At 60.2% G+C, this 12,136-nt stretch carries 9 protein-coding genes and 2 tRNA genes; all 11 read left to right on the plus strand.

Annotated features, from left to right (window positions below; genetic code table 11):
* The first annotated feature begins 142 nt into the window (after positions 1 to 142).
* The 11 genes from AB5I84_RS06245 (at position 143) to AB5I84_RS06295 (ending at position 12,049) form a co-directional block, all read left to right on the plus strand.
* Positions 143 to 739, plus strand: a complete 597-nt coding sequence (locus tag AB5I84_RS06245; RefSeq protein ID WP_369454996.1) for a TetR/AcrR family transcriptional regulator — start codon at positions 143 to 145, stop codon at positions 737 to 739.
* A gap of 24 nt (positions 740 to 763) precedes the next feature.
* The gene (locus AB5I84_RS06250; protein ID WP_369454997.1) at positions 764 to 973 is read left to right on the plus strand and encodes a hypothetical protein; all 210 of its coding nucleotides are present in this window, start codon (positions 764 to 766) and stop codon (positions 971 to 973) included.
* A gap of 167 nt (positions 974 to 1,140) precedes the next feature.
* A tRNA-Val gene (locus AB5I84_RS06255) sits at positions 1,141 to 1,216 on the plus strand.
* Between the two features lie 45 nt (positions 1,217 to 1,261).
* Positions 1,262 to 1,338 (plus strand) — tRNA-Asp (locus AB5I84_RS06260).
* Between the two features lie 607 nt (positions 1,339 to 1,945).
* Positions 1,946 to 3,166, plus strand: a complete 1,221-nt coding sequence (locus AB5I84_RS06265; RefSeq protein ID WP_369454998.1) for a hypothetical protein — start codon at positions 1,946 to 1,948, stop codon at positions 3,164 to 3,166.
* 92 nt (positions 3,167 to 3,258) lie between these two features.
* Positions 3,259 to 4,209, plus strand: a complete 951-nt coding sequence (locus AB5I84_RS06270) for a cyclic nucleotide-binding domain-containing protein (RefSeq protein ID WP_369454999.1) — start codon at positions 3,259 to 3,261, stop codon at positions 4,207 to 4,209.
* Positions 4,210 to 4,313: 104 nt separating this feature from the next.
* The gene (locus AB5I84_RS06275) at positions 4,314 to 5,201 is read left to right on the plus strand and encodes an NAD(+) kinase (RefSeq protein ID WP_369455000.1); all 888 of its coding nucleotides are present in this window, start codon (positions 4,314 to 4,316) and stop codon (positions 5,199 to 5,201) included.
* Positions 5,202 to 5,235: 34 nt separating this feature from the next.
* Positions 5,236 to 5,532 carry a YeaC family protein gene (locus tag AB5I84_RS06280; RefSeq protein WP_369455001.1) on the plus strand — a complete coding sequence of 99 codons (297 nt, stop codon included), beginning with the start codon at positions 5,236 to 5,238 and terminating at the stop codon, positions 5,530 to 5,532.
* Positions 5,525 to 8,131: an aminopeptidase N gene (gene pepN, locus AB5I84_RS06285; protein ID WP_369455002.1), complete on the plus strand. Its 2,607-nt coding sequence runs from the start codon at positions 5,525 to 5,527 to the stop codon at positions 8,129 to 8,131. The genes AB5I84_RS06280 and pepN overlap by 8 nt, the downstream gene beginning before the upstream one ends.
* 463 nt (positions 8,132 to 8,594) lie before the next feature.
* Positions 8,595 to 10,595: a DUF1302 domain-containing protein gene (locus AB5I84_RS06290; RefSeq protein ID WP_369455003.1), complete on the plus strand. Its 2,001-nt coding sequence runs from the start codon at positions 8,595 to 8,597 to the stop codon at positions 10,593 to 10,595.
* A 50-nt stretch (positions 10,596 to 10,645) separates the two neighbouring features.
* A complete protein-coding gene (locus tag AB5I84_RS06295) occupies positions 10,646 to 12,049 on the plus strand; it encodes a DUF1329 domain-containing protein (RefSeq protein ID WP_369455004.1) in 1,404 nt (467 codons plus the stop codon).
* Positions 12,050 to 12,136 lie beyond the last annotated feature (87 nt).

The raw sequence follows: 12,136 nt of genomic DNA on the forward strand, positions 1-12,136 counted from the left end.
CAAACTACCAAGCAAGCGCTTGGTTTTGCAATCGCCCCGATGACCGGTCGCAACAGTGTTGAGCGATCAGGTCAGTCCAGCGGGAGTGCTTGCGTGCCGAGGTGGAGTTCCGATAATGCGCGGCCGGATGTGGAGAGATGCAATGTCAGTGCAGGACAAAGCCCAGATATATGGCATGGACGATTCACCACGCGGCAAGCTGCTGAGTGCGGCGGCGCGCCTGTTCCGTGACAAAGGCTTCGATCGCACCACAGTGCGTGATATCGCTGCCGCAGTGGGGATCCAGAGCGGCAGCATCTTCCATCACTTCCCGACCAAGGAAGACATCCTGTTCGCAGTGATGGTGGAAGTGATTCGCTTCAACACCGAGCGCTTGCAGCGCATGCTGGATGGGCTCGAAGCGCCTACTGAGCGGCTGCATGCCTTGGTGCGAGGGGAGCTGCTGTCGATCATTGGCGACACCCGCGAAGCAATGAGCGTGCTGGTGTATGAATGGCGCTGCTTGTCGCCGCAGAAGCAGCAAGAGGCGCTGGAATTGCGCGCCATCTATGAAGAGCTGTGGTTGGCCGAGTTGCGTGCGTTGCAGCGGGCCGGCTACTTCACCGATGATCCGTTCGTCATGCGTCGGCTGATTACCGGCATGGCCAGTTGGACCAATACCTGGTTCGACCAGCACGGCAGCCTGGCATTGGACGACCTAGCCGCCATTATTGTGCGGCGGGTGATCGGTGAATCCTGAAATTGGTTGGAAGGTGAACGCAGTATGATTGGCAACGTGTACCCCTGGGGGCAATCAGGTTTCACGATTCTGGAAGAAGGGGAGCTCGATCCCGCTACTCACAGTCTGCGGGTGCGCCATTATTTGGTGGCAGACCGCTCAGGGGAGCCGATCGATCAGCTGTTCCCGAGTCTGGAGGTGGCGCGCGCCTATATTGAGGACTTGGAGACGCGCAACGCGCCGCCGGCGGAATAGAGTGCGGGTACCTTGGCTGATGCCGGATTGATCAAATTGTCTATTCTTTACACGCACTTAGCGTAAAAACTGAACACTTGAACACAATTGTCATGTTTTTCTCACTTTCTCCCAGAAAAGCGTTGACACCCCCGGCGGATTCCCTAGAATGGCGCCCACTCCACACGGGGTGGTTAGCTCAGCTGGGAGAGCATCTGCCTTACAAGCAGAGGGTCGGCGGTTCGATCCCGTCACCACCCACCAATTATTGCACCGGTCCTTACCCCGGATCGGTGATGCAAGTTACGCGGAGCGGTAGTTCAGTCGGTTAGAATACCGGCCTGTCACGCCGGGGGTCGCGGGTTCGAGTCCCGTCCGCTCCGCCACTACATGACCTGTTTTGGGTCAACTCAAGCGCCACGTCGAAAGACGTGGCGCTTTTTTTACTTTTCCGGATTCACACCTTCACACATTTGTCATAGTCTCGGGTGATGCTGTGTCGGAAGCCGCATCTGCGGACGGCGTGTCCCGGCACGCAACTGGAATGTTTCAACAACAAAAAAGGAGCAACACAATGGATGAAATCATCGACGAGCGCTTGGAAGAGCGTCTGCTGTTGGAAGGCCTGTTTGATGACGACGATGTGGATGACGGTTTCGAACTCTGATCACTCTGCATTACTCTGAAGCAACAGTTTCCTCTCCCTTCCTGATCCACCTTTCTACCCTCCACTGATCCACCCCAGTTCCTCTCCCTGACACTTTTCCGGGCTCGGCCCCGAGAAAAGGACAGGGCGACGGACGGCCCCTGTTTGTCCTGCAACTGCCAGCCACATCACATCGCCGCTTCCGCGCCTGTCTATAATCCAGCGCAGGATCGGCCGATGGGGCGGCACGATCCAGACAAAAATGGGGGAGGGCGCCACGCATGCAGGGATCTGCGGTGACATCCGAAGCGGTGCTGTTTTTCGACCGTCACGGAATCAGCAAAAGCATGCTCCATTCAGATTTTGAAGCCATCTTGGACGGCATGGTGGGCGTGCCTGAATATGCCGGCCAGGAATTGCGCTGTGTTTATGCCGTGGTGAACGGTCAGTTGCAGGCGCTGGCGTTGGTGCTGTTTCTGCTCGAGTTTGACGACGATGGCATGGCGGACCACCAGTGGAACCTGCCACTGCGCCATCTGGCCGAGCAGGCTCGCTCGGGGCCGGATATGGGCGCCGGGCCGATTCGGCTGGTGTGCCGCAGCCAGTGCCCAGTCAGTTGGCACCGTGACCAGCTGTGGGATCCGAGCATGGTACCGGGGCGCAATGACTTCATTTTCATCCGCGATAACCTGCGTGAGCGCGGCGAGAAGATGGGGCTGCACTTGGCCGCCACGCCGCCGCCGAACGAGGTCAATCCCGATGAGCGCCTCGCTCTGGCGCAACAGCTCAAAACCCTGCGCTTGCAGGTCCGCACGCTGACGGCCTCTCAGCAAGAAGAGCTGGCCAAAGCGCGCCTCGCCGGGCAGCAGCGAGAGGCCATTCTCAGCGCGCAGCTGGAAAAACTGCTGCATCAATTCAAGGCCCTGAAAGCCCAAAACCAAGCCCTGAAGGATCAGAACCAATCGCTGCGGGAACAGGCAGATGCGCTATCTCGGGCGCTTGCGGAGGCGTCTGCTGCCAGCCAATCGCGCGACCACGCGCTGGAATCGCTGCAGGAGCAGTACCGCCGCACCTTAGCGCAGCAGCTGGAGCAGGCGCGGGCCGAGTACCAAGAGCAGCTTCACACTTTGGAGCTGAGCTTGATCGAGCGTGAACAGCAGCTGGACAGTGCGCATCAGCAGGCGCAGTCCGCCAAGGAGGCGATGGCCGGGTCAGGTGCGAGCGTTCAGCAAACGCTGGAGCGACTGCAGCAGCAAGGCCTGCGTTTCATTGCGTTCCATGCCGGTGTCGGGCATGTGGCTGTTGCCGCGGGTGATCTGGCTTCCTATATGGATAATCCGCTGCGCTACGCCGCTGAAAAATGCTTGGTCAGCGAAAGCCACTACCGTGCTTGGCTTGACCACTACCAGCAGCCGGTGTGCCAAGCGCTTGGTGCCAATAATGCGCCTTGCGGGCAACGTATTCCCCGCATCGATCATCCGCAGCAATTCCGACCCCAAGATCCTCAGCAGGTCCAGTGTGCTAACTGCCAACCACCACTGATGGACAGCGCGTTGCGCTTCCGCTGAGCCGCCGTTGGCACGAAAGCTGCTGTGCAGGCAGGACCGCTCGTACTGACGGGCGCGCCGGTTTTCAGAGAGGAAGTGTTGTGGACAGGTCCTTGTTGCAGGCTTTTGTGCCGCTGAATGCGTTGGAAGGCGAGGCGTTGGAGCGGCTGCTGGCGATCCAGCAGGTGGACGTCCATGCCGCTGGCACCGATCTGCTGACGTTATCCGGTCGTACACTGTACCTGCTGCAAGGCGAGGTGCTGCGTGATCAGGGTGACGGAGGCTGTCACCGCTTCGGGGCAGGAGATGCCCGATCCTGGCACCCGTTGGTGGGTGCCGATTGCCGCCAGTTAAAAGCGTTATCAGCCGTAACGGTGCTCAGTTTTGACAGCGAGCAGCTGGATGCGGTGCTGTCGTGGTCGGAGGCCCAAACAACTCTGGCTATAACCGACCAGCCGGCTGTCGGCAGGGGTGGTTTGCTGCAGTGTCTGAGCGGTAAACAGCGCGCTGAACTGCTGCGCCATGCCCGCAGTATAGCGATGCCTGCCGGCGCGCCGGTGGTGACCGAAGGTGATCTGGCTGACAGTTTTTACCTGATCCAGTCCGGCCGTTGCACCGTGCAGGCGGGCGGGGCGCTGGTGGTGGAGCTGGGCGCCGGCGATAGCTTTGGCGAAGAGGGGTTGTTGAACCAATTGCCACGTAATGCCTCAGTCACTATGGCCACTGATGGGGTATTGCTGATCTGGTCGCAACAGGACTTCGAGCGGCTGCTGAAGCAGTCGCTGGTGGTGGAACTGGCCACGCCGGAGGCCGAGCAAGCCGTAATTCAAGGGGCCCGGTGGCTGGATGTGCGTACGTTCGACGAATTCGGCACTGGTGCGCTGCCGGGTGCACTGCATGTGCCGCTCTCCCAGCTGCGACAAAAAACGCCATTACTTGAGAGCGATCGACCCTATTTGGTGTACTGCGATACCGGCCGTCGCAGCACCACAGCGGTGTTCCTGTTGCGTCAGGCGGGGTTGAATGCCCGCTTGTTGCGAGGCGGCTTGATGGCTCGGCAGTGATCGTTGGGAGCACTGCAATACAGCCTTGGCCCGACACTGGTATGATGCCGCCCTGACTGCGGAGGCATGGCTTCCGCCGGGAACATCGACCTACAGGGGTGATCGTGGCACGGGATGCATTCCGCAATATTGGCTTGGTGGCGCGCTCGCGCAGCGAGCAGGCGCTGTATTCCATTCGTCAGTTGATCCATCTGCTGCAAGCGCGCGGCTGCCATGTGGTGGTGGAAAAGTCCCTGCTCGCGGCGCTGGAAGCGCCGGAGTTGCAAGGCGGCAGCACCAAACAGATTCGTTCTTGTTGCGATCTGGTGATCGTGGTCGGCGGTGATGGTTCACTGCTCGGGGCAGGGCGGGCGTTTGCCGGCTCCGACGTGCCGTTGCTTGGTGTCAACCGCGGCCGACTTGGCTTCCTCACCGACATCCTGCCTTCGGAAATAGAAACCCGCGTCAACCAAGTGCTGGACGGCAATTATGAGGTGGAATACCGCTTCCTGCTGGACATGCAGGTGCGCCGCGAAGGCACCTTGCTGACACAGGGGAGCGCACTCAATGATGTGGTGCTGCTGTCCGGCGACAGCGTGCACATGGTGGAATTCGAGCTGTTCATCGACAACCTGTTTGTCTACAAGCAGCGCTCCGATGGGTTGATCATTTCCACCCCCACCGGTTCCACCGCCTACGCGCTTGCCGGGGGTGGCCCGATCATGCATCCGCGCCTCGATGCGGTGGTATTGGTGCCGCTAAATCCTCATACCTTGACCAGCCGCCCGTTGGTGGTAGATGCCAACAGCGACATCCGTCTGCGCGTGACTACCCACCGGCTCAACCCACTGGTCAGCTGCGATGGGCAGGATGGTTTCCGGGTCCAGCTAAACGACGAAATCCGCATCACTAAGCTTCCGCAGCGGCTGAAATTGCTTCACCCGCCGGGGCACAACTTCTATGAGGCATGCCGCTCCAAACTGGGGTGGAGCAACCGTCTGGGTGAACAATGACGGCAGCACATGGTGCTGCCGGGGAGTGACAGCAATGGACTCACCTTCTTTTTCCAGTTTTGAAGCGCTGGTCGACAGCATGAGCCGCGAGGTGTGGGAGAACATGCGCCGCGCGGTGGAGCTGGGCAAATGGCCGGATGGCCGGGTGCTCAGCGTCGAGCAACGGGCGCTCAGCCTGCAGGCGGTGCTGGCCTGGGAGGCCCGCAACCAAGTGCCGGAGCGAGAGCGAACCGGCCACGTGCCGCGCCCGGACTGCGAGTCCGACCACATCCATTCGCTGGAACAGATTTTGACGCTGCGCCCTGCCAAAGGAGATGACGACCATGCGTGATGGTCAGGCCCGCGCCATCCATTTGCAGGATTACCGCGCACCGGATTTCCGTGTCGAGCGTGTGGCACTGGATGTGGATTTGTATGAAGACCACGCCATAGTGCGTGCCACCTTGGCGATGCAGCGCAGCGGCGCGGCCGACGCGCCGTGCCGGTTAGATGGCGTTGGCTTAACACTGGAGCAGTTGCAGTTGGACGGCGCCGATTGGCCAAGCACCCACTACCATTACGATGGTGAAGTGCTCACGCTGGAGGGCGTTCCGGACCGTTTCGTCTTAGCTACCGTGGTGCGTTTGGCGCCGCAGTTGAACACTGAGCTGGAAGGCCTGTACCGCTCTAATGGCATGTTTTGCACTCAATGTGAAGCGGAAGGCTTCCGCCGCATCACCTTCTATCCGGATCGGCCTGATGTGCTGAGCCGGTTTGTTACCACCGTGCGTGCCGATGCCGTGCGTTATCCGGTGCTGCTTTCCAACGGCAATCCGATTGCCCAAGGCGAGGAAGGCGGCCGCCATTGGGTGACTTGGGAAGATCCGTTCCCGAAGCCGAGCTACTTATTCGCGCTGGTAGCGGGTGACCTGTCCTGTCAGGAAGACCGCTATGTCACCGGTTCCGGCCGCGAGGTGGCACTGCGGTTGTACGCCGAGCCGCAGGACCTGGACAAGCTCGATCACGCTATGGCGTCTCTGAAGGCATCCATGTTGTGGGATGAGCAAGCCTACGGCCGAGAATATGACCTCGATATTTATATGATTGTCGCGGTGAGCCACTTCAACATGGGCGCCATGGAAAACAAGGGGTTGAATATTTTCAACACCTCCTGCGTGCTGGCGCACCCGAAAACCACCACCGACGCCGGTTTTCAGCGGGTGGAGTCGGTGATCGCCCACGAGTACTTCCACAACTGGAGTGGCAACCGCGTCACCTGTCGGGACTGGTTCCAGTTGAGCCTCAAAGAAGGCTTTACAGTATTCCGCGACCAATGCTTCTCAGCCGACATGAACTCCGCGGCGGTGAAGCGTATTGAAGACGTGGACATGCTGCGTGCCCATCAATTTCCGGAAGACCAAGGGCCGATGGCGCATCCGGTACGGCCGCAGTCATACCAGAAGATCGACAACTTCTACACGCTGACGATTTACGAAAAAGGCGCCGAGATTGTTCGCATGCTGCACACCCTGCTGGGGGCGGATGACTTCCGCCGTGGCAGCGATCTGTACTTCGAGCGTTTTGATGGCCAAGCGGTGACCACCGATGATTTTGTGGCCTGCATGGCAGAGGTGTCTGGGCGTGATCTGGCCCAGTTCAAGCGCTGGTACAGCCAGGCTGGCACTCCGCAGGTGACTGTTTCCGGTGAGTTGGAGGGCGGGCGTTATCGACTGTCGGTGCATCAACAGACACCGCCGACACCGGGCCAGCCCGATAAGCAGCCACTGCTGATTCCGCTACGGCTGGCGCTGCTGGATGGTGCCGGCCATCACCTGCCGCTCAACGCTCAAGGCGACACCGAATTACTGCTGGAGCTCACGGAGCCGCAACAGCAATGGGAGTTTGCGTTGCCGCCCGGAGTAGAGCGGGTGGTGCCATCATTGCTACGCGGTTTCTCCGCGCCGGTGATGCTGGCTGGTGAAGATAGCGAGGCGGCACTGCGTCACCTGCTGACTCACGACGATGACGGTTTTTGCCGCTGGGATGCCGCTCAGCGCCTGTACCGCGCCGCCATCCTACGCTTGGTCGACGCGACCGGGCGTGCCGCAGAAGAAGCGGCTCAATTGGCGCCGGCAATGAAAGCGGTGTTGGCTGGTGCTGGGGAGGATGCGGCCGCGGCCGCCTTGCTGCTGGCGCTGCCTTCCGCTACCCAACTGGCGGATTCCTTACCCGAGTTTGATATCGCCGCAGTACAGCAAGCTCATGACGCGCTGGCAGCAGCGCTCGGTCATGCACTGGCTACGGATTGGTGGCAGGTGTTGGAGCGCTGGGCACCGGTGGGTGAATACCAGCCAGTGGCCGCTGACATCGGCGCTCGGGCGTTGTACCAGCAAGCGGCCTCCTACTTGGCGGCCACCGCCCAGCCGGAGATCGGTGACGTTATGGTGCGCCGCTTCGCTGAAGCGGACAACATGACTGACCAGCTCGGTGCGTTGCGGCTGTTAGTTCATGAGCGCTTGCAGGGCGCTGACGCAGCGTTGGCAGATTTTGCGCGGCAATGGCAGCACGAGCCGCTGGTGATGGATCAGTGGTTTGGTGTGCAGGCCAGCGCGCCTTGGCAAACCGCCGCCGGTATTGAGGCGCTGTTGGAGGATGCAAGGTTCGACTGGGCGACACCCAATCGGGTGCGCTCGGTACTGGGGCAATTCAGCAATGCTAATGCGGTAGCCTTCCACCGTGCTGACGGCAGTGGTTATCGCCTGTTTGCTTCTGCATTGCAGCGTCTCGACCAGCTCAATCCGCAAATGGCCGCTCGCTTGGCGGGTGCTTGCGGCCGCCTTGGTCGCCTGCCGGCGGTTCAGCAACATGCGCTGCGCGAAGCGTTGCAGCAGCTGGTGCGACAGCCGCTGTCTGGCAACCTCGATGAGGTGCTGACGCGGATTCTTGCGTGAGCGGGGCAAGATGGAAAAAGCGGCGCATGCGCCGCTTTTTTTGTGCGTGTTTGCGCTCACCTATGTGGTGGCATCCGGAAACTAATTAAGCGCGGACGAGGTAGGTACAAAAGCGGACAGCGATTAATGCATTTGACATTTAAAACCGTGCCAGTCTTCGCTGTCTCTTGGCTGATTGGCTAAACAACTGTTCTATAAGATGCTGTTCTAACTGTGTCTTTTATTTGCTGGTGTTACCGTTGATGTAACTTTATTTCACATCACCTGGGGTGGCCGAGTTAACAGAACACACCAGTCACCCACGCTGAGATGCCCTTTGTCTGGCGCTTTTGTGGCATTGCCTATGGGACTGGACACACCCCCATCCATTTCTGGTAAAAAGACTCGACGGCGAAACCCTTTTCGCTGCTCAGATAATAAAAACGCGGACGCGTTGATAACAACGTCATCACGGAGTGCTCCAATGCACATTCAGAGTCTGTTGAAAAAACGCCTGCCCTGGGCAGTGGCGCTGGCCACTGCTGCGCTGTCTTTTCCCGTTCATGCGTTTGAACTGCAATTTGATGAACCGGCACTGTCTGGTCGTTTAGATACTTCACTGAGTCTGGGTGCGCTGTGGCGTACAGAAAGCCGTGACCGGATGCTGGCGGCCACCGACGACATCGTTTACATGCAGATGAACGGTTATGGCACCCAGATCAACCGCAACGATGCCAACAACAACTTCGATCCGGGGCTGGCGTCGTTGGTGGGCAAGATCACCTCCGAGCTGGCAGTGGACTTCAACGGGCAATACGGGGTGTTCCTGCGCGGCACCAGCTTCTACGACCACGTCATCATGGACTCCGGCCATGACGGCGGTCGCTTGATGCGCAGCGGGCCCAACCCAAGTCTGGGGGGCACCAACCGTTACGCTACCTATTCCGACTACGCCAACAACGGCCTGGGTAGCCGCTTCAGCGATTCCGCGCGCCGCAACTCGGGCCAGCGATCACGCATGTTGGATGCCTACGTATGGGGCGAGTTCGATCTTGCCGACCGGCCGCTGATGGTGCGTGCCGGCCGTCAGGTGATCAACTGGGGTGAGGCGCTGTTCCTGCAGAACGGTATCAACTCGGCCAACTACATCGACTTGGCGGCGTTGCGTCAGCCCGGCGCCGAGATCAAAGAAGCGCTGCTGCCGCTCGGATCGCTGTACTTTTCCTATGGGCTGACCAGCAACCTGACTGCTGAAGCGTTCTATCAATGGGAGTGGAAAAACACTGAAGATGCGCCGGTCGGCACCTATTATTCCACTCATGACGCGTTTCCCGGCAAGGGCGCCGAACACGTTATTGTTGATGGCCGTTTGATCGCGCTGAGCGCCGGTGCTCCGCAGTTGGCCGATGCGTTTGCCCAGTACACGGCGCTGCGTTACGGCAACGATTACGGTTTCGAAAACACTCAGGTGACGGTGGACCGCGGTCGCGATCGTGATGCCAAGGATCAAGGGCAGTTCGGTCTGGCGGCGCGCTACTTCTCCGATCGGCTCAACGGCACCGAGTTCGGTTTCTACTACACCCGCACCCACGCCAAGCTGCCGTATGTGGGCGCCCGGCTAGATCAGCTGATGATCGGTGGTGGCGCGGCGGCGACCGCACAGATGATCGACGACACTCAGTACAACATGGTGTACGGCGAAGACATCGACATGTTTGGCATGAGCTTCAGCGCCAATATCGGCACCGTGGCGTTGTCCGGCGAAGTGGCCTACCGGCCGAAGCAGCCGATCATCAACGAAGTGGGTGACAACCTGATCCAGAACCTGGCCAGCATTGCCGCCCAAGCTGGGCTGGCGGGACAGGCGCCGACGGTGAAGAACCTGACCTCCCACTGCGTGCGTGATCGCATCGGCGGCAGTTGCTTGAGCGCCGGCGACGCGGTCCATGCCGGACAGATGTATTACTTCTATGAAGAAGCGAAGATGACCAACGTGTCGCTGGTCAGCATCTTCAACCTCGGGCCGCGACTGGGTACCGACGGCACCATGTTCATCATGGAGTTGGGTGCCGAGCATGCCGGCGGTCTACCGCGCCATGCGGCCGACGGCACCAAGCTGTATTACAGCTCCACCGCGGCAATCAACGAAACTGAGGCCCGTATCCAGAGCCCCAACAACGTCTACAGCACCTACCTTGACCGCTTCTCCTGGGGTTACCGCGCCGCACTGCGGGCGGATTACAACAACGTCTTTGCTGGCGTGTCGATGCATCCGACGCTGACCTTTGCTCACGATGTGGAAGGCAACTCGGTGATGGGTGGCAACTTCATGGAAGACCGCAAGGCGGCGACGCTGGGCGTTAACTTCGTCTATCGCAACAACCTTGAGGTGGGCGTGCAGGGCACCAGCTTCTGGGGCGCCGGCTACAGCAACAAGCTACGCGACCGTGACAATGCGTCGGTATCGGTGAAATACGCGTTCTAAACATCCCGGCGGCGCGGCAAGGCCGCGCCGCTCAGTTTTCGGAGAGCGACATGCTGAAAAAAATAACGACTCTGGGCAGTATGCTGGCGTTGTCCCTGGCGGTGGCCGGTGCGGCTCAAGCTGCAGTTTCGGCGCAGGATGCGGCCAAGCTGGGAGCGTCACTGACACCGCTCGGCGCACCGATGGCTGGCAACGGCAAGGACCCATCCTCACCGGATGGCATTCCAGCGTGGACGGGATTCGACAAGAGCGCGATCCCGGCCGCCTACACCCAACCTGGCCAGCACCATCCTGATCCGTTTGCTGCTGACAAAACGCTGCTGACCATCAATGCCGCCAACTTAGCCCGTTATCAAGACAAGGTGCCGGCGGGTGTGCAGGCGCTGATCAATACCTACCCAGACAGTTTCCACCTGAACGTTTACCAGAGCCGTCGCACCACCGCTGCGCCGCAGTGGGTGTATGACAACACCCGTCGCAATGCCACCAGTGCTCGCTTGGGCGATACCGGCGTCACCGGTGCTTTCGGCGGTACGCCGTTCCCGATCTTGAGCGGCAGCAACGAAGAGAAGGCACGCCAAGCAATCTGGAACCACATCCTGCGCTGGCGCGGTACCTATGTGGTGCGCCGTGCATCGGAAGTGGCAGTACAGCGTAATGGCAGCTACTCACTGGTGACCTCGCAGCAGGAGGTTTACTTCCGCTACTACGATCCGCAACTGTCAGAAGATAAGCTCGATAACATCATCTTCTACTACCTGTCCTTTACCACCGCGCCGGCGCGGTTGGCGGGCGGTGCGGTGTTGGTGCATGAGACCCTCGACCAGCAGAAACTGCCGCGCCAGGCCTGGGGCTATAACGCCGGTACCCGCCGTGTGCAGCGCTCGCCAAACTTGGCTTACGACACGCCGATCGCGGCGGCGGATGGCTTGCGTACGGCCGATGACACCGACATGTACAACGGCTCGCCGGATTACTACAACTGGAAGCTGGTGCATGAGCAGCCGGTGGAAATGTACATCCCGTACAACAACTACCGGGTCGGTGATACCTCACTGAAGTACAAGGACGTGCTGATGACCGGCCACGTCAACCCGGACATCACCCGTTGGGAACTGCAACGGGTTTGGGTGGTGGAAGCCACGCTGAAGCCGGGCCAGCGCCATGCCTATGAGCGCCGTACGTTCTACATCGATGCGGACTCCTGGCAGATCGCTGCGGTGGATCAGTATGACCGCCGTGGTGAGCTGTGGCGGGTGAGCTTGGCGTTCATCAAGAACTACTATGAGGTACCGACCCAGTGGACCGCCTTGGATGTGTTCCACGATCTGCGGGCCCGGCGCTACCACGCTCAGCTGTTGGCCAACGAGGAGCCGTCGAGCCTCGACTTCTCCCAACCGGTACCGGGCGACCAGTACTTCACTCCGGCCGGGCTGCGTCGTCGCGGACGCTGATCCCGTGCCCACTGGCCCGGGCCCAGTGCCCGGGCCTCATCCATGTGCCCCACCTCGGTGCCGTCAGGGCCGGGGTGCGGGTGCCTT

Source organism: Alcanivorax sp. REN37 (genome assembly GCF_041102775.1).
Lineage (GTDB): Bacteria > Pseudomonadota > Gammaproteobacteria > Pseudomonadales > Alcanivoracaceae > Isoalcanivorax > Isoalcanivorax beigongshangi.

Bases quoted from the DNA above. Each gene is read 5' to 3' on its own strand.
- AB5I84_RS06245 (WP_369454996.1), top strand. From the start codon at position 143: ATGTCAGTGCAGGACAAAGCCCAGATATATGGCATGGACGATTCACCA.
- AB5I84_RS06250 (WP_369454997.1), top strand. From the start codon at position 764: ATGATTGGCAACGTGTACCCCTGGGGGCAATCAGGTTTCACGATTCTG.
- AB5I84_RS06265 (WP_369454998.1), top strand. From the start codon at position 1,946: ATGCTCCATTCAGATTTTGAAGCCATCTTGGACGGCATGGTGGGCGTG.
- AB5I84_RS06280 (WP_369455001.1), top strand. From the start codon at position 5,236: ATGGACTCACCTTCTTTTTCCAGTTTTGAAGCGCTGGTCGACAGCATG.
- pepN (WP_369455002.1), top strand. From the start codon at position 5,525: ATGCGTGATGGTCAGGCCCGCGCCATCCATTTGCAGGATTACCGCGCA.
- AB5I84_RS06290 (WP_369455003.1), top strand. From the start codon at position 8,595: ATGCACATTCAGAGTCTGTTGAAAAAACGCCTGCCCTGGGCAGTGGCG.
- AB5I84_RS06295 (WP_369455004.1), top strand. From the start codon at position 10,646: ATGCTGAAAAAAATAACGACTCTGGGCAGTATGCTGGCGTTGTCCCTG.